This is a genomic window from Bifidobacterium sp. LH_417, from assembly GCF_056357035.1.
Genome location: NZ_JBKEVI010000005.1, coordinates 78,135 through 103,177, shown reverse-complemented (window position 1 = coordinate 103,177; position 25,043 = coordinate 78,135). Strand labels below are relative to the sequence as shown.

Annotated in this window: 18 protein-coding genes and 1 tRNA gene; 7 read left to right on the top strand and 12 right to left on the bottom strand. The window is 64.9% G+C overall.

The window, feature by feature from the left end:
• Position 1 precedes the first annotated feature (1 nt).
• From AC1AYR_RS04975 to serS, 3 genes are all read right to left on the bottom strand, one after another.
• Positions 2-1,444, bottom strand: a complete 1,443-nt coding sequence (locus tag AC1AYR_RS04975) for a tyrosine-type recombinase/integrase (protein ID WP_476511683.1) — start codon at positions 1,442-1,444, stop codon at positions 2-4.
• A gap of 196 nt (positions 1,445-1,640) precedes the next feature.
• A tRNA-Ser gene (locus AC1AYR_RS04970) sits at positions 1,641-1,725 on the bottom strand.
• Between the two features lie 118 nt (positions 1,726-1,843).
• The gene (gene serS, locus AC1AYR_RS04965) at positions 1,844-3,130 is read right to left on the bottom strand and encodes a serine--tRNA ligase (protein WP_476511682.1); all 1,287 of its coding nucleotides are present in this window, start codon (positions 3,128-3,130) and stop codon (positions 1,844-1,846) included.
• Positions 3,131-3,550: 420 nt separating this feature from the next.
• Between serS and AC1AYR_RS04960 the strand changes: the two genes are divergently transcribed.
• On the top strand, positions 3,551-4,657 hold the full coding sequence (locus tag AC1AYR_RS04960) for a hypothetical protein (RefSeq protein WP_476511681.1): 1,107 nt from the start codon (positions 3,551-3,553) through the stop codon (positions 4,655-4,657).
• Between the two features lie 445 nt (positions 4,658-5,102).
• Positions 5,103-6,233 carry a diacylglycerol/lipid kinase family protein gene (locus AC1AYR_RS04955; RefSeq protein WP_476511680.1) on the top strand — a complete coding sequence of 377 codons (1,131 nt, stop codon included), beginning with the start codon at positions 5,103-5,105 and terminating at the stop codon, positions 6,231-6,233.
• Between the two features lie 29 nt (positions 6,234-6,262).
• On the opposite strand, the gene AC1AYR_RS04950 is transcribed toward AC1AYR_RS04955, so the two are convergent.
• A complete protein-coding gene (locus AC1AYR_RS04950) occupies positions 6,263-7,096 on the bottom strand; it encodes a PRD domain-containing protein (protein ID WP_476511679.1) in 834 nt (277 codons plus the stop codon).
• A gap of 156 nt (positions 7,097-7,252) precedes the next feature.
• Positions 7,253-9,367: a glucose PTS transporter subunit IIA gene (locus tag AC1AYR_RS04945; protein WP_476511678.1), complete on the bottom strand. Its 2,115-nt coding sequence runs from the start codon at positions 9,365-9,367 to the stop codon at positions 7,253-7,255.
• Positions 9,368-9,787: 420 nt separating this feature from the next.
• On the opposite strand from AC1AYR_RS04945, the gene pgm reads away from it, so the two are divergent.
• From pgm to rpiA, 3 genes are all read left to right on the top strand, one after another.
• A complete protein-coding gene (pgm, locus tag AC1AYR_RS04940; protein WP_476511677.1) occupies positions 9,788-11,464 on the top strand; it encodes a phosphoglucomutase (alpha-D-glucose-1,6-bisphosphate-dependent) in 1,677 nt (558 codons plus the stop codon).
• A 1,312-nt stretch (positions 11,465-12,776) separates the two neighbouring features.
• Positions 12,777-13,973 carry a ribonuclease H family protein gene (locus tag AC1AYR_RS04935; RefSeq protein WP_476511676.1) on the top strand — a complete coding sequence of 399 codons (1,197 nt, stop codon included), beginning with the start codon at positions 12,777-12,779 and terminating at the stop codon, positions 13,971-13,973.
• Between the two features lie 95 nt (positions 13,974-14,068).
• On the top strand, positions 14,069-14,767 hold the full coding sequence (gene rpiA, locus AC1AYR_RS04930) for a ribose-5-phosphate isomerase RpiA (RefSeq protein WP_476511675.1): 699 nt from the start codon (positions 14,069-14,071) through the stop codon (positions 14,765-14,767).
• A 792-nt stretch (positions 14,768-15,559) separates the two neighbouring features.
• Here the strand turns inward: rpiA and AC1AYR_RS04925 are convergent.
• A complete protein-coding gene (locus AC1AYR_RS04925; RefSeq protein WP_004268639.1) occupies positions 15,560-15,649 on the bottom strand; it encodes a 30S ribosomal protein bS22 in 90 nt (29 codons plus the stop codon).
• 265 nt (positions 15,650-15,914) lie between these two features.
• On the bottom strand, positions 15,915-16,526 hold the full coding sequence (locus AC1AYR_RS04920; RefSeq protein ID WP_476511674.1) for a hypothetical protein: 612 nt from the start codon (positions 16,524-16,526) through the stop codon (positions 15,915-15,917).
• Between the two features lie 151 nt (positions 16,527-16,677).
• On the opposite strand from AC1AYR_RS04920, the gene AC1AYR_RS04915 reads away from it, so the two are divergent.
• A complete protein-coding gene (locus AC1AYR_RS04915; RefSeq protein ID WP_476511673.1) occupies positions 16,678-18,174 on the top strand; it encodes a DNA repair protein RadA in 1,497 nt (498 codons plus the stop codon).
• Between the two features lie 91 nt (positions 18,175-18,265).
• Here AC1AYR_RS04915 and ribF read toward each other — a convergent pair whose 3' ends face one another.
• The 3 genes from ribF to AC1AYR_RS04900 form a co-directional block, all read right to left on the bottom strand.
• The gene (gene ribF / locus AC1AYR_RS04910; RefSeq protein ID WP_476511672.1) at positions 18,266-19,390 is read right to left on the bottom strand and encodes a bifunctional riboflavin kinase/FMN adenylyltransferase; all 1,125 of its coding nucleotides are present in this window, start codon (positions 19,388-19,390) and stop codon (positions 18,266-18,268) included.
• Positions 19,391-19,549: 159 nt separating this feature from the next.
• Positions 19,550-20,428 (bottom strand): histidine kinase, encoded by an 879-nt coding sequence (locus AC1AYR_RS04905; protein ID WP_476511671.1) that lies wholly within the window; start codon positions 20,426-20,428, stop codon positions 19,550-19,552.
• 367 nt (positions 20,429-20,795) lie between these two features.
• Positions 20,796-21,473: a LuxR C-terminal-related transcriptional regulator gene (locus tag AC1AYR_RS04900; protein ID WP_476511670.1), complete on the bottom strand. Its 678-nt coding sequence runs from the start codon at positions 21,471-21,473 to the stop codon at positions 20,796-20,798.
• A gap of 205 nt (positions 21,474-21,678) precedes the next feature.
• Here AC1AYR_RS04900 and AC1AYR_RS04895 point away from each other — a divergent pair, with 205 nt between their 5' ends.
• Positions 21,679-22,725 (top strand): hypothetical protein, encoded by a 1,047-nt coding sequence (locus AC1AYR_RS04895; protein WP_476511669.1) that lies wholly within the window; start codon positions 21,679-21,681, stop codon positions 22,723-22,725.
• A 185-nt stretch (positions 22,726-22,910) separates the two neighbouring features.
• Here the strand turns inward: AC1AYR_RS04895 and AC1AYR_RS04890 are convergent, their stop codons facing one another.
• Both AC1AYR_RS04890 and rbfA read right to left on the bottom strand, forming a co-directional pair.
• The gene (locus AC1AYR_RS04890) at positions 22,911-24,332 is read right to left on the bottom strand and encodes a tRNA pseudouridine synthase B (RefSeq protein WP_476511668.1); all 1,422 of its coding nucleotides are present in this window, start codon (positions 24,330-24,332) and stop codon (positions 22,911-22,913) included.
• Between the two features lie 66 nt (positions 24,333-24,398).
• Positions 24,399-24,941, bottom strand: a complete 543-nt coding sequence (gene rbfA / locus AC1AYR_RS04885; protein WP_476511667.1) for a 30S ribosome-binding factor RbfA — start codon at positions 24,939-24,941, stop codon at positions 24,399-24,401.
• Positions 24,942-25,043 lie beyond the last annotated feature (102 nt).

Here is a 25,043-nt window from a genome sequence, read left to right as displayed (position 1 = left end):
TCTATGCCACCTCTCTGAGTAGTTGGGTCATCGTCTCCGCCTGAGCCTCGGGACTGAAGCACGCGAGCACTCGCGAGCGCTGCGCCGTATCGTCCAAGTTCCTGAGCACCTGCACGCGAACAGGCAACGCCATACCTTCCAAGGCGCTCGCGAGCGCTCGTACCTCACCGTCAGGCTCCGAAACGGCTTGCGCGCCAGTCTTCGGGGTAGGCCGTGGCGCGCTCGCCGTCGGGGTGATTACCTCGCTGAGCTGTTGGCTTACCTTGCCGGTGATCTGTTGGGAGAAGGACTTGGTGACGCCATCCTGATATTTGCCCGCTACTTTGATATCGCTGTGTCCGGCTACCGCCATGACCATGTTCAGGGTAGCGCCGCTCTCCACGAGGTGCTGCAAGGCCGTATGCCTGAGGTCGTGGAACTTCATTTCGCCTTCGCGTAGTCTCGGTACGGCGGCACGGGCCTGACGCCAGTAGTACGAAAACACGTTCTCACGCATGACGCCGCCCTTCTTGGCCTCGAACAACAGCGCCGCCTTGCCTTTACCGGTGTGGTGCTTCAGGTGTTCGGCAACGATGGGCTGCAAGGCTTCGGGAATCTCAAGATAGCGGTCGCTGTTTGCCGTCTTGGTCTTGCCTCGCACGATTACCTGTTTATCGTTCTGCATGGCGGGCTTGACGCTGCCGGCCACGTGCAGCAGCCCCTTGCCTAGATCTATGTCGCCGCGTCGCAGTGCAAGCACCTCGCCAATGCGCAGACCCATCACGCCACCAAGATAGATAGAAAGCGCAAGCCGTTCGGGCATGCCCTCATACACGGCCTTGATCTCGAAGAGCTCGGCGGTCACGGTCTGATGCTTCTTGCGCACGGTGGTGCCACGTAGGCGGCATGGGGAACGGTCTATGAGGGTTTCGCCGTCCTCACCGATTGGCTCGGTTTCGGCGGTGTGCATGATGCTTTTCAGCAGCGTGTAGGCGTCGCTGCGCACCTGTGGCGGATTCGTGCCGTAAGAGTCCCACCACTTCTGCACGTCATCGGGCTTGATGGAGCTTACGGGCTTGTCTCCGAACGTCTTGAGTAGGTGGTTCTCCAGTTTCTCCATGTACTTGATCTTCGTGGAGCTCTCCAGCGGTTCACCATTGTTCTTACGCCGGTTCTCCACCCATGAAGTCGCGTAATCCCGGAATCTCACGCCCTTGGCCGCTGCACGAACGGCAACGGTCTTGGGCGGCTCCCATACGCCCGCCGCTATCTTGCGTTTCTCGGCAGCAAGCCACCCATAGGCTTCGGTTTCGTCCGCGAACGTCTTGTACTGTTCCTTGCCCACGCCCGGATACTTGGGAATCATCTCCACCGGCGTCTTGTAGCGGGCCTGATAGACCACGCCATGCGCGCTCTCGCGCTGCTTGACGCTGCCGAAGTCGTTGCGCTTCGCTTTCCTAGGCATGGCCCGCACCTCCGATAGATGTGGGGCGAGTTTCAGAGAGGCGATTATTCGCCCCACATTTCGCCCCACATCTCAAGTGTATAAGCGGCACCACACGTAATCAAACGTAAAAGAGGCAATCTGCTAGAATCGTTGAAATCACAGGCGTTTCAAGTAAAGAGAAGGGGCCTAGACAACTTGCCTAGGCCCCTGTTTGCGGACAGAGCGAGATTCGAACTCGCGGAAGGTTGCCCTTCAACGGTTTTCAAGACCGTCTCTTTAGACCGCTCAGACATCTGTCCGTATCGTGCATGTTCCGTTTCGGCGTCATGCACGACGTTCCATTATACAGAAGGCCGGGATGAACCCGTCGCCTCCCAAGCCGCCCGATCTCCCATCGCAGAGAGACCAGGACGAGAATCAGGCCTCCCACTTGGTCGGCTCGATGACTTCCTTGCCGCCCATGTACGGACGCATCGCCTTCGGAATCTCGATGGAACCATCCTTCTGCTGGTGGTTTTCAAGAATCGCGACGAGCCAGCGGGTGGTGGCCAGCGTGCCGTTGAGCGTGGAGACCGGGCGGGTGGAGCCGTCCTCGGTACGCTCGCGGATGTTGAGGCGGCGCGCCTGGTACTCGGTGCAGTTCGAGGTGGAGGTGAGCTCGCGGTAGCGGCCCTGGGTCGGCACCCACGCCTCGCAGTCGAACTTGCGGGCGGCGGAGGAGCCGAGATCGCCTGCGGCGGTGTCGATGATGCGGTACGGCACCTCGACCTTGGCGAGCATCTCCTGCTCCATCTCGAGCAGGTGCTGGTGCTCCGCGTAGGAGTCCTCCTGCTTCGCGTAGACGAACATCTCCACCTTGTCGAACTGGTGGACGCGGATGATGCCGGAGGTGTCCTTGCCGGCGGCGCCCGCCTCACGGCGGTAGCAGGAGCTCCAGCCGCAGTAGCGCAGCGGGCCGTTGCCGAGGTCGAGGATCTCGTTCTCGTGCATGCCGGCGAGCGCCACTTCGGAGGTGCCGACGAGGTACTGCTCGTCGGGCTCGCGCAGACGGTAGATCTCGTCGGCGTGGGAGTTGAGGAAGCCGGTGCCGCGCATCACTTCGGGACGCACGAGCGTCGGGGTAATGGCGAGCGTGAAGCCATGCTCCTCGGCCTGGTCGACGGCCATGGTGAGCATCGCGATCTGCATGCGGGCGACCTGACCGCGCAGGAAGTAGAAGCGGGAGCCACCGACCTTGACGCCGCGGCGCATGTCGATGCCGGCGACCTCGGTGCCGAGCGTGAGATGGTCCTTCGGCTCGAAGCCTTCGGCCGCGAAGTCACGGATCTGGCCGACCTTCTTGACGACGACGTAATCGTCCTCGCCGCCTTCCGGGGCCTCCGGCTCGACGATGTTGGACAGCTTCCACATGGCGGTGGTGTATTCCTCGGACGCGGCGTCCGCGGCGGCCTTGTATTCGGAGACCTTGTTGGCGAGCGCCTTGGTCTCGGCGATCAGCTGGGCCTTCTCGTCCGCCGGGGCGGCGGCGACCTTCTTGCCGATCTCCTTCTGCTGGGCGCGGGCGGCCTCGAATTCCTTGAGGGAGGAGCGACGCGCCTCGTCGGAGCGCAGCACCTCGTCGACGAGTTCGACGGACTCGCCGCGCTTACGCTGGGATTCCTTGACGACATCGGCGTGTTCGCGAATGAATTGAATATCAAGCATGCGGCCAAGCCTACCGCCGTAAGCCGACACGCGGGAGAGTGGAAGCGCGGAAGCGCGGCACGCTCCTCTCCCGCTTCCACCCGTCCCCGCATGTCCCACATGTCCCGCATGCCGACTCGCATGTAGATTTGCGGCGCACGTCGATCACGTATCGTGCGATGGCGAGGACGACACATTTCTTCAAACCGGAAGAGCTGCCCCGGCAATACCGCGGATGGTTCATCCGCGCCTCCGCGGGCAAGACGAACGGCGACGGAATACCATCGCCGTTTCCACTCGATGATCCTGTACGCAGCCAGCAAGCCACCCGCTATAAGTCTCCCATGTAAAGTCCCCTTACCAATTGTGGATAACCGGGGCTCCGACCACAGGGGATGGGAATCATTGCGGCGCCGTGTCGGCCCGCGTTACGGTGAGCGCATGAACGGCACGACAGCAACTCCCACACCGGGGACTCCCGCACCCGGCGCAGCGCCCGCCGACACGGCGACCCCCGGCATGCAGGACACACTCGGACGCCGCCGCGTGGAGACGATCCAGCAGTGCGTCGCCGCAACCATCCGTGCAAGAAAACAACTGCTGTTCGGCATGACCACGTCACTGGCGTTGCAATCCGTGCCGGTGCCGCGCGGATGCAATCTCGAACCGGACGCGCTGCACACCGTCGCCAGCACCGCCAATCTCCGCTGCCGCATTGACGGCAGCCGCGGAGGCAAGCTGGACTCCGCGCGTCGTCAAGCGGCCAAACGCGCCGACACCATAGCATCACTCAACGGGCAGAACGACGGTCGTGGAGAACCCGTGCCGCATCCGATTCGCGCGCACATATGGAAACCGCTCTCGCATCCGCCCATCGCACCACGCAACATTCAGATTCACTTCGACGTCTACGCGCTCGACCTGTTCCACACGTTCGTGCAGCTCGCCACCCACGTTCCGTTCGATTCGCTGGTCGCGCTCGGCGATTCCATCATCACTGCGACGGCGCAGCAGCCGATGCTTGCGAACAAACGCGACACCGCCGCCATCCACCGTGATTTCGTCACGTTCGTCGGTAACCTGCCGAAATGCAAGGGGAAGACCGCGGCGAGCCTCGCCATGCGACTCATCATTCCGAACGTGCTCTCGCCGATGGAGTCGGCGAACCGGCTCGCTCTGCTCGCGCACGGACTGCCCGATGCCGTCGCGAACTTTACCGTGCCGGATGCACGATTCCGGCAATCCGGCAAGCCGATGACGCTCGACCTCGCATGGCCGCAATGCCGGGTCGCCGTCGAATACGACGGCGACCATCACCGCACCGACCAGCGTCAGCAGCAACGCGACGCGGAAAAACGGGAACATCTCGCGGCACGGGGATGGAGAATCCTCGTAGCCGCCAAGGCGAATCTGGCCAATGACGCGGCACGAGCCGAGTTCGCGTTACGAGTCGCTCGGGAACTCATGCTGCGTGGCACCGAGTTCATGTTCTTCCCAGTCGCGAAGGATCTGCGGGATCTGGCCGGGGAGCGCAAGACCGCCGGATAACCGGATAACACGGGATTCCGCCTTCGCGGGGTTGTGTGGCACACCGGCCAGCCGCACAACTGCCCAACCGGCATATTGGAGGTAGCCGGTCAGGGTGCACGCCACATAACCCGTATCTCCCGGTTCCGGAGGTTATCCGGCACACGAGCCAGCCACACAACCCACATCTCCCGGTTCAGGAGGTTGACCGGCACGAGAACCCGCCACACAACCCCATCAATGGCCTCTTGGAGGTTAACCGGCAGGAAAAACTACCGCACAACCCCATATCCTCGGCCCTAGAAGTTACCCGGCAGACCGCGAGCCAGCCGGCCACCCCTCCACCGCCCACACATCGCTCCTCTACATCGCGTCCTTCGCCACCGCTCTCCCAACCGTGCAGGAATCGTTCAATTATCCCGTGGCGTTACGGGATTCCTAGCGTCAAGTGAGCAGAATAAGAACCATGCCCACAGCCGCAGTCATCATCGCAGTAGTTTTCGGCGTCGTCGCCGTCATCGTCGCAGCCGCGCTCGCCTTACGCGCGTACCGCAGGCGCCGTCTCGCCGCCAAACTCGTCAAACGCGATGACGACCAGGTGCATTACGCGTTCATCATCAACCCGTCGAAACCGCAGGCGGCGGCCCGTCGCGCGCATATCGAACGGTTCTGCGAGGCGCGAGGACTCACCGAAGTCGAGTACATCGATACGCAGCTCGACAAGGACGGCCGCGCGTGCGCGCTCGAAGCGCTCGAGCACGGCGCGGACGTGGTCGTCGCGGTGGGCGGCGACGGCACGGTGCGCACGGTCGCGAGCGCCGTGTCCGGCACTGGTCACGCGCTCGGCATCGTGCCGATCGGCACCGGTAACCTGTTCGCGCGCAACATGGGGATTCCCGTGGACGACATCGACGCGGCGCTCACGGTGGCGACGTCGCACGGCTCGCGGCGCGTGGACATGGGGCGTCTCGCGCTGCTCGATCATCCGGAGGAGGATCACGCGCACGCGTTCCTCATCATCGCGGGCGTCGGTTTCGACGCGGCGATGATCGACGACACGGATCCGGAATTGAAGAAGAACATCAGCTGGCTCGCGTATTTCGTAGGCGGCGTGAAGAACCTGTTCGCGCCGAAGTATCGCGCGAACGTGACGATCACGAGCGCGGACGGCAGCACGCATTCGACGCGCGGACTCGTGTTCCGCACGTTCATGGCCGGCAACTGCGGCCAGATTCCCGTGTTCTCGCTGATGCCGAACGCCTCATACAATGACGGTCTGCTCGATTTCGAAATCATCGACACGACGGGCGGCATCATCGGATGGGCGAATCTGTTCGGCGACGTGGTGCATCAGACGATCACCGGCAAGGCGGAGCAGAACCCGTTGTCCACGAATTCGACGATCGACCAGATTCAGGGCGTGAGTGCGGAACTCACGTTGGAGAAGCCGGCACTTGCGCAGGTGGATGGCGACATGCTGCCGGAGACGCGGCATATCCGGTTCACGGTGGACCGTGAGGCGTTGATCGTACGCGTGCCGGAAATCACGAGGTCTGATTCGTCCGCGACGGGCACGATGGAGCCGGTCAGGGTCTAAAATCCGGGAACCCGAGTCCGTGTGTCCGGTCACGCGGCGCTGACGCGCGCTACATGGAGGGCGAGGTAGGCGATCTCGTCTTCGGTGAGCGTGGTGTCGAGGCGCAGTTCGATGAGCGCGGCGATGCGGCGCGCGCATTCGGCGGCCTTCGGATAGGACTGCATGATCGACGCGACAATCGCCTCGGGTTCGCGCTCCAGCTGTCCGTGCTGGTGGATACGCACGAACAGGTAGCGCAGATGCGTGATGAACCGGCCCACGTTGACGGAGTGTTCGTCCAATGTGATGTCGTAGGTGCTTTCGATGACGGCGAGCAGCTGCTGGATGATGCCGGTCATCGCATACGTGTGGGACAGGTCACCGGTCGCGAATCCGGCGTTGACGAGGTGCAGCGCGAACGCGACGCCTTCGTTGTCCGATAGGACGCCGCCCAACCGCCGGTTGAGCGTGTCAAGCAACGCGCGACCTTGGGAGTATTCGCGCTCGTAGAGCGTCCGCACCTCTTCAGCGAGGGGGTAAGCGATGGCGGGAATACCGTTTTTTGCGCGACGGAGCGCTCCGCACACGTGGTCGGCGAGCGCCATGACGAGCGTGGGGCTTTGCGCGGCTGCTTCCCCAAGACCGATATCGTCCATCGCATCGGAGACGAGTTTGATGATTTCCGGCGGAATGTCGCCAAGCAACTGGGCCATGTGGTCGGGATCGCGGCCATCGGCCGGCACGAATACGCGCGCCACTTTGGCGCGGTCGACCGTCATGCCGGGTTTGGCTTTGAAACCGAGTCCACGCCCGGTGAGGATGACCTCTCGTCCTCCGCTCTTCGCCAGGACCACGTTGTTGTTGAAGACGCGAAGTATTTCCATGACATCCCTTTCACCTCATGACCGGCCCGGATTGTCCCGAGAGACGTTCCAAAATCCGCCCATAGCGCTCAGCATAGCCGACGCGCCGGCCCGGAGTCCGGTGGATGATTCCACCGAGACCCGGAACCGGCGCGTCGGACGATTAATGATCGATGATCACTTCTCGATGGCGATAACCTCGTCACCGGCCTTGACGTCCACGTCCGTCTTCGGCGTGACCGCCTTGAGCATCGCGGTGTTGAGGACCGTCATCAGCGTGGTGGTGCTGTAGCCGGCAGCCTTCACCTTGTCGAAGTCGACGGTGACGAGCGTGTCACCGGCGTTGACACGGTCGCCCTTGGCGACTGCCACGGCGAAGCCGTCACCGTTCATCTTGACCGTGTCGATGCCGACGTGCACGAGCACCTCGACGCCGTCATCGGTCTTGAGACCGAACGCGTGACCGGTTTCAGCGACGGTCTGCAGCACACCGGAGACCGGGGCCTTGACGACGGAGGCGGAGGGCTGGACGCCGACGCCTTCGCCGAGGGCGCGGGAGGCGAACACCGGGTCGCCGGCATCGTCGAGGGAGACGACGTGGCCGTCGACCGGAGCGACCACGGCGGTGGTCGGCGCGGCTTCGGAGGCCGGGGCGGACTCAGCCGGGGCTTCCGCGGTAGCGGTAGCGGCGGCCGGGGCGGACTCGACGGCGACGGTCTCACCCTTGCCGGCGGCCTTGGCAGCGGCAGCGGCGCGGGCCTTCACTTCGGCCTTCTGCTCCGGAGTGCGGTAGTCGAGCGTGATGATGAGGAACATCGAGGTGAGGAACGCGACGGCGATGGACACGCCGTAGACCCACATCTGGTTGAACACCGGGATGGTGAGCAGCGAGGTGAAGGCGAACGCGGTGGTGGTCACGCCGTGCACGGTCTCGCCGGAGGCGACGGTGGCCGGGAACAGCCAGCCCATGACGGCGATCACGACACCGCCGACGCCGCAGCCGACCAGCATGCGGGAGTAGATGAGCTTGTAGCGCAGGTGGATGCCGTAGAGGGACGGCTCGGAGACGCCACCGAGCAGGCCGGCGGCGAGGGCGCCGATGGAGGTCTGGCGCATCTGGTCGTCATGGTCGCGGATGGACAGGAACAGCACGCCGGCGGTGGCGCCGAAGCAGGCGAAGTTCCACACGCCCATCGGGCCCTGGATGAAGTCGTAGCCGAGCGTCTGGATGTTCATGAGCATGAGGGCGTTGAGCGGCCAGTGCAGGCCCAGCGGCACGAGGAACGGGTAGAGCAGCGGGATGGCGATGGCGAAGATGAAGGGCGCGTGGCCGTTCATCCAGGCGAGGCCGACACCGAGGCCGTTGCCGACCCACACGCCCAGCGGGCCGATGACGAAGGCGGTGAGAGCGCCGACGATGATCATCGAGAAGAACGGCAGGAAGACGAGCTGGACGCTTTCGGGGATGATCTTCTTGAGACCGTGGTAGATGAGCGCAAGCACTGCAGCCATCATCAGCGGCACGAACACGTTGCCGGAGTAGTCGGACAGCTGCATCGGCAGGCCGAATACGGTGGCGGTGCAGTCGGAAGTGCCGAGCGTGGTGTTCTCCACGCACTTGACGGCGTCACCCCAGGTCTTCGTGTCGGACAGGGAGGTGAACTGCGGGGTCATGAGGATGGCCATGATCGAGCCGCCCAGCCACGGATCCACCTTGAGCTTCTTGGCGGCGTTGTAGGCGACCATGATCGGCAGGAAGTAGAACACACCCTTCCAGATGGCCTTGATGAACATGAGGCCGGTGTTCGCCTCATCGTTCGGGATCACGCCGATGGAGATGAACAGGTTGACGAGCGCGATGATGATGGACGCGCCGAGCAGCACGCCCAGAATCGGACGGAAGGAGTCAGCCAGGTACTCGAAGAAGTTGTCGAGCCAGGCGACCTTGCCGCGCACGCCCTGCTGGCGCTTGGCGGCCTTGAGTTCGGCGTCGCTCATCTCGCCGTCGGAATCGTCGGAGGCGGAGCCGGAGCTGACGCTCGCCATCTCGGGCAGGTGCATGATCTCGTCGTACACGGTGGCAACCTGACCGCCGATGACGACCTGATAACGGTCGCCGGACTGGGGCACGCCGCCCAGCACGGTCTTGTTGGCGTCGAGCGAGGCCTGATCGACCTTGCCGGCGTCCTTGAGCTCGAAACGCAGTCGGGTGGCGCAGTGCGTCAACGACTTGACGTTGGCGGCACCACCGACGGCGGTGATGATCGCCTTGACATCGTCCTGATGCGACATCGGATTCTCCATTTCCTTCATTCCATGTGTCGCAGTTTCCCCGTATGCCAGGTCGACATTGGCCAGACAACGAAAAAAGACCTGAGGCAAGAGTCTGTAACCGTAGAATGCGCCACCTTGTGGGTGGAATGCTCCTATGGTTCGGCTCACGCCTCAGGTCTTGCCTCGAAATCTTGAGTAGCAACCCTGCTAAGGAAACTGACAATGCGTCACTATAACAGAACGATAACAATCACGCAAATGCCGCTCGTCCGATTCTGGGCCCATCGGCGTTTCCAAGGGGCTTTCGCACATCACCCCGGCGTTTCGCCCCGGCGCGCCCGGGCTACATGAAGTTCAACGAGTATTCACACACATTTCAGAACAATTAATCACAAAATATAACGTGTTGCGCGCACCCAACGCCGTACAATAGGGTTCATGGTAGCAAACAACGCGGGGCTTCCCGCCACCCCAGAAGATCTGATCAACGTCGATGAGGTCATCGGCAAGTACTATGACCTCGTCCCCGACCCGTCCGTCCCGGAACAGCGTGTCATCTTCGGCACCTCCGGCCACCGCGGATCGTCCCTGAAGACCTCGTTCAACGAGGCCCACATCGTCGCCATCTCCCAGGCCATCGCCGAATACCGCAAGAAGGCCGGCGTCACCGGTCCGCTGTACCTCGGCTCCGACACGCACGCGCTGTCCGGCCCGGCCAAGAAGACCGCAATCGAGGTGCTCGTCGCCAACGGCGTGCACGTGCGCATCGACTCCCGCGACGACTTCGTCCCCACCCCGGTCGTCTCCCAGGCGATCCTGACCCACAACCGCGCCGCCGACGGCACCCAGCGCTTCACCGGTGAAGGCCTGGCCGACGGCATCGTCGTCACCCCGTCCCACAACCCGCCGACCGACGGCGGTTTCAAGTACGATCCCGTCACCGGCGGCCCTGCCCCGGCCGACGTGACCAATGCGATCGCCGCCCGCGCCAACGAGCTGCTCGGCGACTACAAGAACATCAAGCGCGTGCCCTACGAGGAGGCCGTCAAGTCCGAGTACGTCGAAGGCTTCGACTTCCGCGAGCACTACGTGGCCGACCTCGGCAACGTCATCGACTTCGATGTGATCCGCAACTCCGGCGTGCGTCTCGGCATCGACCCGCTCGGCGGCGCCTCCGTCAACTACTGGCCGCTCATCAACGAGAAGTACGGCCTGAACATCGGCGTGGTGCGCCCCGAGGTCGACCCGACTTGGCGCTTCATGACCATCGACCACGACGGCAAGATCCGCATGGATCCGTCCTCGCCGTACGCGATGAAGGGCCTCGTCGACCAGCTCAACGCCGGCGCGTGGGACAAGTACGATCTCGTCGGCGGCACCGATCCGGATGCCGACCGTCACGGCATCGTCTGCCCGAACTGGGGCGTGATGAACCCGAACCACTACATCGCCGTGTGCGTCGAATACCTGTTCGGCGGCAACCGCCCGGATTGGCCGAAGGGCGCGGCCGTCGGCAAGACGCTCGTCTCCTCCTCCCTGATCGACCGCGTCGCCGCGTCGATCGACGCGAAGGTGCTCGAAGTGCCGGTCGGCTTCAAGTGGTTCGTCGACCCGCTGTTCTCCGGCGAGGTCGCGTTCGGCGGCGAGGAGAGCTCCGGCATGAGCTTCCTGCGCCGTGACGGCCGCGTGTGGACCACCGACAAGGATGGTCTCATCCCCGACCTGCTGGCCGCCGAGATCACCGCGAAGACCGGCAAGAACCCGGCCGAGCTGCACAAGGACCAGGTGGCCCGCTTCGGCGAGTCCTGGTACAAGCGCGTCGACACGCCGACCACGCTCGAGCAGAAGCAGAAGTTCGCTTCCCTGTCCGGCGACGACGTGACCGCCACGCAGCTCGCCGGCGAGGACATCACCGCCAAGCTGACCGAGGCGCCGGGCAACCACGCCAAGATCGGCGGCCTCAAGGTCACCACGAAGGACAACTGGTTCGCCGCCCGTCCTTCCGGCACCGAGAACATCTACAAGGTGTACGCCGAGTCCTTCGAGAGCCCCGAGGCCCTCGACAAGGTGCTCGCGGAAGCCTCCGAAGTGGTCGACAAGGCCCTCGGCGAGTGAGATAGTCCCGTAATAAGCGACATAAGGGGCCCGGACAGTTTCATCCTGTCCGGGCCTTTATGGTCTCCCCGGCGAAACAAACCGGTCACCACGCACCACACTCGATTCGCCCTCGCCCTCCCCCGCGAAACAAACCGGTCACCACATGGCCGCCCCGCTTCTCCCCCGCGAAACAACCCGGTCGCCACACAGCCCACCCGGCTCGGCCTCACCTTTCCCGCGAAACAAACCGGTTACCACACACCGCACTCGATTCCGCCCCCTCTCCCCGCGAATCGAACCCGCCACCACGCAACCTGCCCGGCTCGGCCTCGCCCATTACCCCCGCCGCGAATTGAACCGGCCACCACGCAACGCACTCGATTCGCCCTCGCCCTCCCCCGCGAAACAACCCGGTCACCACACACCGCACTCGATTCCGCCCCCTCTCCCCGCGAATCGAACCGGTTACCACACACCGCACTCGATTCCGCCCCCTCTCCCCGCGAATCGAACCCGCCACCACGCAACCTGCCCGGCTCGGCCTCGCCCCCCGCCGCGAATTGAACCGGCCACCACGCAACGCACTCGATTCGCCCTCGCCCTCCCCCGCGAAACAAACCGGTCACCATGTAACGCAACCGGTTCACCCATCACCGCAGCGAACCAACACGGTCACGTAATGGCCATATCGATTCGCGGACAGGTCTCCCAGTGAATCATCCCGGCCACCATCTATCCAAGATGATTCACTCACTCAGGCCGCATGCGGAATCCCCTGTCATACTTCGCATGACTGGTGGCATCACCTCGCAGCGCGGAACGACCAGCTAAGTCTTGGCCTCCGAATCCATGCCACGTGACGGCCTTAGACCGAAGTACGGCGTGATCCCTGCCGCACAACTCCGCAATCGCACCATCCGCGCTTACGCGGCGCAATCCCGCGCCACACAACACCGAACCCCCGCACGCAGGGTTGTACGGCACACGACCCTGCCACACAACACCGAATCCCCGCGCATGAAAGTTGTACGGCACGATCCCCCGCCGCACAACTCCGCAATCGCACCATCCACACATTGTGCGGCACAATCTCGCGCCGTACAACTATGAATTCCTCGCACACGACAGTGTGCGGCACGCAGCTCCGCCGCACAACTCCGGAATTGCATGGTTCGAGGTTGTATGGCACACTCCCCTGCCACACAACCGCAAAATCACCGCGCACGAAGTTGTACGGCACGGACACGCGTCACAACCCCCCACTTACCCTTTACATGGTCGTGGCCGCATGTCGCATCGTCCCGCCCGCGGGTGCCGTTAGGGTGGAGGCATGACTGACACGATTGTGGTATCGACGGACGGGTCCGCGCTCGGCAATCCGAACGGGCCGATGGGCTGGGCGTGGGCCGATCACGCGAAGGACGCGGGCGACGGCGGCGAACCCGGGCATGAGCATGATGCGCGAGGCTACGACGCGGGCGGCGCCACGAACGGCACCAATCAGATCGGCGAACTGTGCGCCGTGTTGGAGGCGCTGCGCACGCATCCGGGACCGCAGAAGCTCATCATCGAATCGGATTCGCAGTACGCGATCAACTGCTCGACGAAGTGGGTCAAAGGCTGGAAGCGCAACGGCTGGAAGAACTCGCAGAAGAAGCCGGTCAAGAACAAGGAGATCATCAAGGCGATCGACGAGGAGATCTCGCGGCGTCCCGGTCCCGTCGAATTCAAATGGGTGAAGGGCCACGCGGGCAACGCCGGCAACGAACTCGTCGACGAGCTCGCGCGCACGTACGCCGGCGACTGCCGGTCGGGCGCGCAGGACGGCTACCTGCCGATCGAGGGATGGCGGTCGCTGCTGAATTCGGAATACTCGCGTGGCACGGACGTACCGCCCGACGTCCAGCTCGTGCTGGACGGCAAGGCGGACGCGGCGAGTCTGCGCGAGTCGCGCGCGGGCGACGTCGCGCACGCCGGCACGTCGCGTCGCGGCGACGACGCGCGACGTGCCGCGTCACGTGCGACCGCGCCACACGCGACGCCGAGTCTCGCGGACATGCTCGCCGAGCCGGAAGGTGTTCCGGATGATCTCGGCGACGCGGCGGAGACCACGGCACGGCGGGATGCGCGCGACACGCGCGACACTCCCGCGGCCGCGTCGACGGTCGCCGCGACGCCTGTATCGACGGTTGCGTCGACAACCACATCGATGACCGACGAAACCGAGGAATCGCGGACGTCCGGCACGCGACGGGAAGCCGCGCCACGCGCCACGTCCCAGTCCACGCTGCAAGCCGCACCTCGCCCCGCGTTGCAGCCCGCAACGCAACCCACACCGCAACCTGCAACGCAGCCCACGCCGAGCGGACTGACGGTGTCGGGGGCGGTGCGCTTCTCGCCCGCGCCGAAGACGAGCCCGTTCTACGACGGCACGGCGATGCACGTGCGCGGGTATATCGCCGTGGACGGATTTGTGGACGGTGACGGCAATCTCACGATTACGAACGCGGATTTCCTGCGTAACTGAACACTGCGCAAACATAAGCGCACACAGCCGCGCACAATCTTCCACCCGCGTTAGGATGGAAACGACTTCTCACATGGAAGGAAAGGATTCACAACATGGATAAGGCACAGCAGGACGCCCTCAAGAAGGCCGCCGGCATCGAAGCCGCCAAGCTCGTCGAGAACGGCATGATCGCCGGCCTCGGCACCGGCTCCACCGTCAAGTTCCTCGTCGACGAGCTCGGCCGTCGCGTCCAGGAGGAAGGCCTCCAGTTCACCGGCGTGACCACCTCCCGCCGCACGCAGGCCCAGGCCGAAAGCTACGGCATCAAGATCGTCGACATCGACGACGTGGACCACATCGACGTGACCATCGACGGCGCCGACGAGGTCGACAAGGACTTCAACGGCATCAAGGGCGGCGGCGCGGCCCTCCTGTGGGAGAAGATCGTGGCCACCAACTCCGACAAGATCGTGTGGATCGTCGACGAATCCAAGGTCGTCGACACCATCGGCAAGTTCCCGCTGCCGGTCGAGGTCATTCCGTTCGGCGCCGGCCACGTGGTCAAGAAGTTCGAAGCCAAGGGCTACAAGCCGGTTCTGCGCCTCGACGCCGAAGGCAAGGAGGTCCGCACCGACGAGAACAACTACGTCGTGGACCTGCACCTGGAGAAGATCGAGCACCCGTTCGAGCTGGCCGAGGACCTCATCAACACGGTGGGCGTCGTCGAGCACGGCCTGTTCCTCAACATGGTCGACACGGTGATCGTGGGTGACCCGAACGGCCCGCGCGTCCTCACCAACGGCAACAAGTGAGCCGGTAGGCGACGGTAGGCCGGCCTCCGGAGGGCTAGTACCGCCGGAGGTCCGGTACCGCTGGCAGGCCAGCACCTCAGCGTCACATATCCCGGAGATAAACGGCTTCATCCGGGATTCCTGACGCTAGGAGCTGGTCAGCATCACATATCCCGGAGATTACCCTGATCGTCCGGGATTCCTGACGCTGAGGTGAAATCAGCGTCACATATCCCGGACGATGGGGAAGATTCCCGGGATTTCTGACGCAGAAGCCGAGGTGAGATGACACACTCCGGTGACTCCGGCGACTCTGGTAACTCCGGGAACTCTGGTAACTCTGGTAACTCTGGTAACTCTGGTAACTCCGGGAACTCTGGTAACTCCGACATACGACCTGCCCGGCAGTGCCATGCCGCAGACCTGCGCCAACGCATTGCCCCGGCCGCGCAATACCACATTGAGTTCGACCCAACATCCGCGCCATGCCGGGGGCTAAAAACACCACGTTTTGTTCCTATAGCCCCGGATACGGCACCTGCATCGACTGGAACGACCTCCGCACCCATGTCGCATGGAAATCAAACGACTAAAAACCAGAGTCTAAAACACCACAAAAGTTCCTATAGCCCGCACCATGCAGCAGACCTCACTGACGCTTTGCCCGGCATGATTCACCGGCTCCGGCATCAACTCACCGGCATCAACTCACCGGCACAACTCACCGGCTCCGGCATAGCTCACCGGCATAGCGAAAACCCCCGCCGACCTTCCGGTCCACGGGGGTTTCCCATGCCTTAATCGCAGGTAAGACTACTTGCGCTGGTGGCGGGTCTTACGCAGCAGTTTGCGGTGCTTCTTCTTGCTCATCCGCTTGCGGCGCTTCTTGATGACGGAACCCATCTGAAGCCTCCAATCCGATTAATCGTAAAAGTTGCAACTCGCACGAGTATACACGTTCTCGCGGACTACGCCACCTGCGAGCCGCACGTGCGTCGCGAGGCCGCGGATACCGCGCGCGGTACGCGTACCGAACATGCCGCGGACGCCACGAGCATTACGCATACCGAACATGCCGCGGATACCGATACCGCCTGCGTGTGCTACGCGTACCGCACGTGCCACCAAACCCGAGCCGCAGGGGCCATAGGCCACGGGGACGCCGACATCACAGCGGGAACTTCTGGTAGAACCGCTGGACCGAGTCCTTCGATCCGGTCGCCTGGAACACGACCGTGTCGTTGCGCCACAGCGCCGTGGCGTTCTTCGCGTTGCCGGAGTCCGTCTTCACCACATAGTCGCCGGTGGTGTCGCCCTTGACCTTGACCGCCCCCGAGGCGGTCGTCTTGCCGGTCAGTGCCTTGGCGAGCGCGTCGTACTGGGTCTTAGCCGGATCGGACGTGCTCCACTGGGCGACGACGAGCGTCACGTCGGCGGCTTTCTTGCCGGTCGAGTAGGTGAGCGTGTACTCTTCGAGCGGCGCGGCGGAGTTCCATGTGGTCGAGGCGTCGGCCTTGGTGCGCGCGTAGTCGAGCACGCTGTCAGGCATGGCCTTGAGCAGTTCGGTCGCGTTGTCCGGCAGGGCGGTGGCCTTGATGCTCGGCGAGGTCGGCGCGGTCTGGGTCGCGCTGTTCTGTGTGGTGCCGGCGTTCTTGTTGAGCGCCCAGCCGGGCCAGACGAAGGCGGACAGCAGCGCGAGAACGACGACGAGCGCGGCGGCGATGATGACGGCGATCAGTTTGCCGTGGCCATGTTGCGAGGAACTACGAGTATTCGACATGGTTCCGATTGTGGCACAGCCTTGTGACGCTGCGGGAGGTACGGAACGCCGTGGTTGTGCGGGCGGCGCGCGGTCGTCGCGACACTCCGGGAACGGAGGAAAAACCGGTATACATCTACCGGTCGATGCCTGTCGTGCGTATCGTCGAAGCATGGCGAAGACGAATGTGCAGTATCTGTGCTCGGAATGCGGCTGGACGGGCACGAAATGGTACGGGAAATGCCCCGAATGCGGCCAGTGGGGCACGGTGGACGAGTTCCACGAGGCCCGGCCGGCCGCAGCGCGCCGTAGCGGCGGCGCGGGCGTGCCCGGCGGCTCCGGCGCAGGTCGCGGCGCGGCGGGCAGCGGGCGCGTCGGGCACACGCAGGCCTCGGCGGTGGCCCAATCGGCGGCGGTGCCAATCACCGAGGTCGGCACGGATGACGTCACGCGCATCCCGACGGGATTCTCCGAATTCGACCGGGTGCTGGGCGGTGGCATCGTGCCGGGATCGGTGGTGCTGATCGCCGGCGAGCCGGGCATCGGCAAGTCGACGCTGCTGTTGGAAACGGCGGGCAACATCGCGCGCGCCCATGCGGCGGCGGGCGGCAAGGTGCTGTACATGTCGGGCGAGGAGTCGCAGGGGCAGGTGCGTCTGCGTGCGACGCGCATCGACGCGGTGGAGCCGAATCTGCTGCTCGCCGCCACCACCGATCTCGGCACGGTGCTGGGCCTGATCGAGCGGGAGCGGCCGACGCTGGCGATCGTCGATTCGGCGCAGACGATCGTCTCGCAGGATGTGGATGGCATCTCGGGCGGTTCCACGCAGGTACGCGAGGTGGCGAGCGCGCTGATCGACGTGGCGAAGACGCTGGATGTGCCGGTACTGCTGGTCGGCCATGTCACGAAGGACGGGTCGATCGCGGGACCGCGCACGTTGGAGCATCTGGTGGACGTGGTGTGCCAGTTCGAAGGCGACAGTGAGACGGCGTTGCGCATGCTGCGTGCGGTGAAGAACCGTTTCGGCCCGACGGACGAGGTCGGCTGCTTCGATATGAGCGGCGAGGGCATCGAGGAGGTGACCGATCCGGCCGGGTTGTTCCTGTCCGGCGGCGATGGCGCGTCCGGCGGCACATGCGACGACGGGAACGCGGGAGACAGCGCCTCCTCCGCTCCCGTGGAGGGCACGTGCGTGACGTTCACGTTGGACGGTCACCGGTCATTGCCGATCGAAATCCAGTCACTGGTCACGAATTCGGTGCTGCCGACGCCGCGGCGCGCGGTGAACGGCGTGGATTCGAACCGTATCGCGATGCTCGTGGCCGTACTGTACCGGCACGGCCACGTGAACCTGCTGGGCAACGATCTGTATATCTCGACGATCGCCGGCGGACTCGCGAAGGAGCCGGCGTGCGATCTGGCGATCGTGGCCGCGTTGGCGAGCGCCGCGAAGCATGCACCGATTCCCCGCACCACGTGCGCGATCGGCGAAATCTCCCTGACCGGTCAGGTGAGACCGGCGCCCCGGCTGGAATACCGTTTACGCGAGGCGGCCAGACTTGGGTTCACGACCGCCGTGGTGCCACGCATGCGCAAGCGCGTCGAGATTCCCGGTCTCGCCATCGTCCAGGTCGCCACCCTCAAATCCGCCTTGGGGGTGCTGCTATGACCAAATGACCCCACTCGCAGCGGCGTGCCTGACAGCGGTACGATTCGGTGCGCCCGCGCCACCGTATGCCACGCACGCACCGAATCGTCCGTCAGGCGGTGAGGCGCTTGGTCTCCTCGACGTTGCGGGCGAGTTCGGCCTTCAGGGCGTCGACGCCGTCGAACTTGACCTGCGGGCGCAGGAAGCCGGCGAATTCGACGCGCACCTTGTGGCCGTAGAGTTCCAGCCAGTCGTCGGTGATCGCGTACGCTTCGACGACGCGCTCGTTGAGGCCGGTCTTCTCGCTGAACGTGGGCTTCGTGCCGATGGAGATGGCGGCGGGCCAACGCTGGTCGCCGTCCACGAGCCAGCCGGCGTACACGCCGTCGACCGGCAGGTAGCCGATCACGTCGTCGCCGAGGTTCGCGGTCGGGAAGCCGATGGTGCGGCCGCGCTCCTCGCCGTGCACGACCTCGCCGACCACGCTGTGCGGGCGGCCGAGAATCGCGTTCGCGTCCTTGATGCGGCCGTGGCCGAGCAGGTAGCGCACGTTCGTGGAGCTCCACGCGCGCGCCAGCTTCGCCTGATGCTTCTTGCTCCACGCGCGGCGTTCCGCCTTGGTCGCGTTCGCGAACGGGTCGGCCGGCTCGCCCCACTCGGCGGGCATTTCCGGCTTCCAGTCGCGCGGGATGCGCACGTCGCCGGGGCCACGGTCGTCGACCACGTCGAGTTCGAACACGCCGGCGCCGGCGGCCAGGTTCGAGATGGCCTTCACGTCGCCCTTGCGGCCCGCGCCCATCGCCGCGTCGGAGCCGAGCACTAGCGTGCGCATGCCGATTTTGCCGACCAGTCGGCCGAGGAAGAAGATGTACGATTTCGCGGCGAACGCGAGCGTGTAGCGCACGACGAGCACGTGTTCGACGCCCGCCTGCTCCAGGTAGGCGAGACGGTCGTCCACGCCGCTCAGCGCGTTCGCATCGATGACGTCCGTGCCCGGCTCCTCGCCGTCGTGCGCGGCGGCCCAGCCGTGCACGAACGCGGGACGCGGGTCGAACAGGATGACGATGGAGAACGCGTCATGCTTGCGCGCGAGTTCGACCACGCGGTCGACCACGGCCTGATGCCCCCGGTGCATGCCGTCGAACGCGCCGACCGTGACGACCGATCGCTTGTCGTTGTCGAAGGACGGCCACTCGACGTCGCCGGTCTCGTCAGGGGTCAGATAGGTGATGTCCATTGCGCTCCTCATACTCGTCGCCGCGGTGCTGCCGCCGTGATGCCCACGGCACCGCCCGCGGCGATATCCGCGACCGCTCGCGGCCCGATTTCGCCGCGACCACTCTAGCAAACGGCGACGAAGTGGCCGCGACCCCGCCATCCGGAGCGGAGCCCACGTCTATCCGCGACGATCCCGCACGGCATCCGACAGCGTATTGGGAATCTCCGCGCGCAGCATCCACCGGCTCCGTGTGCGCGACTCCCGCCAGACTCCGCCATGTCGTTCGATGAGCAGACGGTACTGTGCGAGTCCCGAACGCAGTCCGGCGGTCGCATCGGACTCCTCGCCGCCGGCATCGCGTATGGCGTTCGTCGTTTCGACGACGGCGCATTCGCCCGTATAGGAGATCATCACCATGTAGGGCCGTGCGTGGTCGCCGTGTCGGCCGATGTTGCCGAACGATTCCCGGATGAGCCCCTGCATGAGGGATGCCGCTTCGGCGGTCATCGACGTGTCCGGCCGTCCGAAGACGAGGACGTCGCCGTCCATCCCCATATCGGCGAGCGTCCGCCGGCACCGGTCGACGGTCCGCCGCAACGTGCGCGCCGACGCCGCCGAAGCCGTTCGGGACGCGCCTTCCGCGGACGAGGTCTCCGCGGGAGTCTCCTCGGCGCGCAACGTCCGGATGACCTGCCTCGTATGCTGCAACGCGTCGACGGCGGTGTCTCGGACCGTGTCCAGTTGTCGCCGCGTCGCCTCATCCGGAACGTTCCGCCGCATGTGCTCGACGAGCATGACGATGTCGGTGAGATCGTTCGTCGTGTAATCGTGCAGTCTGCCTGCGATCCGTCGGTTGCTTTCCAGACTCAGATTCTTCTGACGCTCTGCACGCGTGTCACCCGTGGTCTTGATGATTCCACCGATGCAGATGAACGCCACCACGAAAGCCGAGAACGAATACGAGCCGCCATTCCCCACCAACGAGCGAGGTGCCGTCCCGCTGGCGATGAACGCGCATATCGACACCACGGCGCCGCATAGGATTCCACGTCGCATGTGCAAGTAGCTGACTATCGATAATGCGAGAAAAGCCAGCACCACCGTCGTAAACGGCGCTCGGATATTGGACATCAGATCCAACGCGGCCATGCCGCACATCGCATACGATCCCCATTCCGGAGTCAATACGAAGGCGGCGACGCAGATGATTCTGCATACAAGAAGAACCAACGACGCACGGCTATCGTCCACGGATACGCACAGATAGATGCTTTCGGCAACACAGATGGTTCCGGGAACCAGTATGAGCAGCGACATGTACGGATGCGGGACGTGCGCCCGCACCGCGGCCTGAATCCGCTGCCATGGTCGTTCACCCGTCACACGTCCGCCGGTCACACGCTCACCCATCACACGCCACCGTTCACGCGATGTGGAGCGCACGGCAACGGTCCAGCGCCTCGTACCAGGTCTCGACGCCGAGTTTCCGTCTGATGTTGCGCCGATGCGAGAACACCGTGTCGACGGAGATGTTCAGCTTGGCGGCGATCTGCTTCGCGTTCAACGATCCGAGACTCAACGCCACGATCCGCGTCTCCTGAGGCGTCAGCACGCCGGAATCTGGCACCGCAGCCGCCATATCCGCCGCATCCGCCGCCGCGACACCGCCGCCGTCCGTCCCGTCGCGCCGCCGCGCCGCCTGCGCGATGGCGGGCGCGAGCGTCCGTGCGAGCGTCGCCTTGTCCAGCAGCGGCGCGATGCCCGCCTGCCGGGCGCTTTCCGCGTAGGTCTGCGGATCGTAGGAGGTCAGTCCGATCAGCCGCGTCGACGGCGAGCGCCTGAGGATCTCCGGGGCGAGCTGCGGCCCCGTCACACCGTTGAGCGCCATGTCGACGAGCAGGATGTTCGTCGGCCGGGTCGCGTCGGCGCAGAGCATCAGCGCCTCCGTGGGGAACGTCGTGGACCAGACGTCGACGGGACGGCGGAAGCCGCGCGCGCAGGACCGCACCATGCGGACGATGCATTCCAGCGCGCACGCGTCGTTGTCCAGCACGCCGATGCGCAGATACTCCCCCGATGTCGCGGATTCCTGTACTTCCATGAATCCCAAGGGTAGTCGTCCGGCAATGTCATGGAGCACCGTCTGCAGTTTCCTGCACATCGCTGGAACTGGCGGACGATCGCGGATTACGGTGAACCGCAACGAATCGCACCACATCACATCGATGTCCACGTCAATATCACCAGAATCACACCGGATCGTACCGGTCGACGACCGGACCGGAATCATCATGGAGGTCTCGAACATGCGGATGCACGGATTGATGAAGGCCGCGGCGGCGATCGCCGCGACGATGCTGCTGTGCGCGGGATGCGGGCAGAGCGATGCCGCGTCCCGCGGAACCACAGTCGCGGACCGGAGCGACGGATCGTCGCGAACGCAGTCCACGCACGTGCCGACCGGCACGGTGCCAACCGGCACGCGTGCGACGGACGACGACCACATCGCCGGTCTCACGACCACATCGCCGTTCGACCAGTATTTCCTCGGGCGTGACGACCAGCGCACGGTCGAACAGGCCATCGTCGCGATGAACACCGCGTGCATGGCGGAACGCGGCTACCGGTACGAATACACCGGCGGTCTGGAGACGCGCACCGACGATCCGGAGGCGACGTACGCGCCGGAATGGGGTCCGCTCACCGTCGACTGGGCGCGTGACTACGGTTATGCGCCGCAGTACGACAAGATGTACCGGTCGTCCGAGTCTGACCAGACCAACGCATCCGACCAGACCGCCGCATCGTCGAAGGCGACGCGGTCCGTTGCCAACGACGCCACGCTCAAAGCGCCCTCCTCCCCCGGCTACATCCAGGCGCTGGCGAATCAGGACGGCACCGGCTGCGACAACCAGACCACCGCCGCGTTGGGCTACGACGCCGAATGGTTCGCCCAGATCGGCACCTATGACACGATCCGGCGCAACGCCGACGAGAACGCCCTGCGCGATGCCCGCGTGACCGGGGCGATCGGCGAGTGGAAGGCGTGCATGGCCGGCAAGGGCTACGGGTACGACGATCCGCGCGACATCGCCAACCACTACGCGCAGAGCGATTCCGCACACGGCGCGTCAGGCGTCTCCCACACCGTCACCGACGAGGAACGGACCGTCGCCGTCGCCGATGCCGGGTGCAAGGCATCCAGCGATCTGATGCGCACCGTGACCGACGTGACCCATGAGTACGAGGCGCAGGCCGTGCGCGACAACCAGTCGACGATGGACGCCATCAAACGCCTCTCCGCCACCATCCTCGCCAACGCCCAGCGCCAACTCGCCACCATCAACCAGTAGCGCCCCACTCCACCACGCCATCCTCTCTCCTCCGCGCGATTATGGTGCGCAACACACCCTCGTAGCGCACCATTCTCGCGTAAGCCCCCTCTCCGCGCGAAAACGATGCGCGAAAGCCCCCTTTTCCGCACGAGAATCGCGCAGAAAAGGGGGCCTTTGTGGTGTGGGTACCGCCGTTCCGCCGGTCACGCCGCTGGGAAGACGACGGCGGGCTTGGCTTGGGTGCGGTTGGCGCGTTCGATGATGGCGGCCACGTCGGCGGGAACCACGGTACCGGCCGCGTCACCGATACCACCGCGCGTTTCCGGCACGATGGCGGCGTAGTGGATGCCTTTCTCCAGTTCGCGGTCGATGCGGCGGCCGAAGCGCAGTTCACGTGCCTCGTCGGCGGTGATGGCGGCGACCGGCATCGCGCCGCGTGCGGCGTCGGCCATGCCGACGGCATGCGCGCGCAGCCAGTCGCCGCGCGCGTCGCCGGGCGTATCAAGCACGCAACGATTGCGCGTGACGGTCTCGCCGTCGCGGTTCGTGAACGTCTTCGGCTCGGCGTGCGCGGCGATCGCCTGCATCGCAGCGGGCGCGGTTTCGCCGGTTCCGGTCGTATCATCGCCGATTCCGGCGGCGTCCGTGACGGCCGGGAGGACAGTCGTCTGCGCGAGACCGGAACGGTCGTCGGACAGCGCGAACCGTCCGACGCGCGTGCGGCGCAGGCGGGTGAGATACCCGCCGACGCCGAGCGCCTCGCCGAGGTCGCGGGCGAGCGCGCGGATGTACGTGCCGGACGAGCAGCTCACGCGCACGTCCACGTCGATGACGGGGACGAATCGGGCGCTCTCGGAGACTCCCTCGGAACCACCCTCAGTCGGCTGCGCCGACAGCTCCCGCCAGCGGGAGCGGGACGTGGGGTCAGATTGCAGCGGGGAGGCGCCGTTGCGGGAGCGGGGTACGAGCGGGGAGGTGGGGTCGCTGGTGCTGGCGAGGCCTTCGTGCATGGCTAGCACGGTGAATTCGGCGATGTGGACCGGGCGCGCCTTCAGGGCGACGTCCTTGCCGGCGCGCGCGAGATCGTAGGCGCGTTGGCCGTCGATCTTGATCGCGGAGAACGTGTTCGGAATCTGTTCGATGTCTCCGGTGAACCGTTCGGCGATCGTCGATTCGATGACGGCGCGGAGACGGGCGGCGCTCGCGGCATCGTCATCCGACGCGTCCGGGGAACCACCCTCAGTCGGCTCCGCCGACAGCTCCCGCCAGCGGGAGCAGGACGATATGCCGGTCAAAGGCTCCGCCGACAGCTCCCGCCAGCGGGAGCAGAGGGAGGCGGTGTCGGGGACGATGATGTCGCCTTCGGCGTCGTCGGTGGTGGTGGCTAGGCCGAGGCGGATCGTCGCCTCATAGGTCTTGTCGTGTTCGACGATGTACTGCAGGAGGCGTGTGGCGCGGCCGAACCCGATGACCAGCATGCCGGTGGCCATCGGGTCGAGCGTGCCGGCGTGCCCGACCTTCTTCGTGTGCAGCGCGGCGCGCACGGCCGCGACCGCGTCGAAGCTGGTCACGCCCTGCGGCTTGTCGACGATCAGCAGGCCGTCGGCGCATGTGGTGTTGGTCATCGGCATTCCGGCACCTCCGCGGTTCCTTCCCTCATCGGAGGGAGTCAATGGTCGAGGTAATGGTCGTCATTCGGCGTCGTTCGCGGTGACGTCGAAATCGTCCATGTCGTCGAAATCGTCGTCGGAATCCGCGTCGTCGCCGTCGAAGCCGTCCGCATCCGCGTCGGCGTCTTCCGGCTCGTCGTGCTTGTACGGATCGGCGTCGCCCGCGTACTGGGCGGTGGCGCGCGCCTTGGCGAGCTCCTCGTCACGCTTGCGCGCAATGGCGAGGATGTCCTCGATCTCGTGGGCCTCGCCCGGCACCTCGTCGAACACGAACTGGAGCTGCGGGGTGAGGCGCAGGCCGGCCTTGTGGCCGACGAGCTTGCGCAGATGGCCCTTCGCCTGGTCGAGGGCCTGCTGGGCGCGCTTGCGTTCGCCCGCCTCCTTGCCCTCGTGACCGTACTGCGTCCAGTAGACCTTGGCGATCTGCAGATCGTTGGTCACGCGCACGTCGGTGATGGTGATGTTCGTCAGTCGCTTGTCATGCAGCTCGCGTTCGATGGAGGACGCGATGACGCGCTGGATCAGGGCCGCGATGCGCGCGGCGCGGGGATTCGTTCCTGCCATGAAAGTCCTTTCGATGATTCGCTCCCGCATCCGAGGGAGCCCATACAACGTGTTCCCGCTGGCGGGAGCCGGCGTCTCACCGTGGCGGTGGCGATGGTGACG

What these genes read in the sequence shown, in the direction of transcription:
- AC1AYR_RS04975 (WP_476511683.1), bottom strand. Translation starts at nt 1,444, where the DNA reads ATGCCTAGGAAAGCGAAGCGCAACGACTTCGGCAGCGTCAAGCAGCGC.
- serS (WP_476511682.1), bottom strand. Translation starts at nt 3,130, where the DNA reads ATGCTTGATATTCAATTCATTCGCGAACACGCCGATGTCGTCAAGGAA.
- AC1AYR_RS04960 (WP_476511681.1), top strand. Translation starts at nt 3,551, where the DNA reads ATGAACGGCACGACAGCAACTCCCACACCGGGGACTCCCGCACCCGGC.
- AC1AYR_RS04955 (WP_476511680.1), top strand. Translation starts at nt 5,103, where the DNA reads ATGCCCACAGCCGCAGTCATCATCGCAGTAGTTTTCGGCGTCGTCGCC.
- AC1AYR_RS04950 (WP_476511679.1), bottom strand. Translation starts at nt 7,096, where the DNA reads ATGGAAATACTTCGCGTCTTCAACAACAACGTGGTCCTGGCGAAGAGC.
- AC1AYR_RS04945 (WP_476511678.1), bottom strand. Translation starts at nt 9,367, where the DNA reads ATGTCGCATCAGGACGATGTCAAGGCGATCATCACCGCCGTCGGTGGT.
- pgm (WP_476511677.1), top strand. Translation starts at nt 9,788, where the DNA reads ATGGTAGCAAACAACGCGGGGCTTCCCGCCACCCCAGAAGATCTGATC.
- AC1AYR_RS04935 (WP_476511676.1), top strand. Translation starts at nt 12,777, where the DNA reads ATGACTGACACGATTGTGGTATCGACGGACGGGTCCGCGCTCGGCAAT.
- rpiA (WP_476511675.1), top strand. Translation starts at nt 14,069, where the DNA reads ATGGATAAGGCACAGCAGGACGCCCTCAAGAAGGCCGCCGGCATCGAA.
- AC1AYR_RS04925 (WP_004268639.1), bottom strand. Translation starts at nt 15,649, where the DNA reads ATGGGTTCCGTCATCAAGAAGCGCCGCAAGCGGATGAGCAAGAAGAAG.
- AC1AYR_RS04920 (WP_476511674.1), bottom strand. Translation starts at nt 16,526, where the DNA reads ATGTCGAATACTCGTAGTTCCTCGCAACATGGCCACGGCAAACTGATC.
- AC1AYR_RS04915 (WP_476511673.1), top strand. Translation starts at nt 16,678, where the DNA reads ATGGCGAAGACGAATGTGCAGTATCTGTGCTCGGAATGCGGCTGGACG.
- ribF (WP_476511672.1), bottom strand. Translation starts at nt 19,390, where the DNA reads ATGGACATCACCTATCTGACCCCTGACGAGACCGGCGACGTCGAGTGG.
- AC1AYR_RS04905 (WP_476511671.1), bottom strand. Translation starts at nt 20,428, where the DNA reads ATGCGACGTGGAATCCTATGCGGCGCCGTGGTGTCGATATGCGCGTTC.
- AC1AYR_RS04900 (WP_476511670.1), bottom strand. Translation starts at nt 21,473, where the DNA reads ATGGAAGTACAGGAATCCGCGACATCGGGGGAGTATCTGCGCATCGGC.
- AC1AYR_RS04895 (WP_476511669.1), top strand. Translation starts at nt 21,679, where the DNA reads ATGCGGATGCACGGATTGATGAAGGCCGCGGCGGCGATCGCCGCGACG.
- AC1AYR_RS04890 (WP_476511668.1), bottom strand. Translation starts at nt 24,332, where the DNA reads ATGACCAACACCACATGCGCCGACGGCCTGCTGATCGTCGACAAGCCG.
- rbfA (WP_476511667.1), bottom strand. Translation starts at nt 24,941, where the DNA reads ATGGCAGGAACGAATCCCCGCGCCGCGCGCATCGCGGCCCTGATCCAG.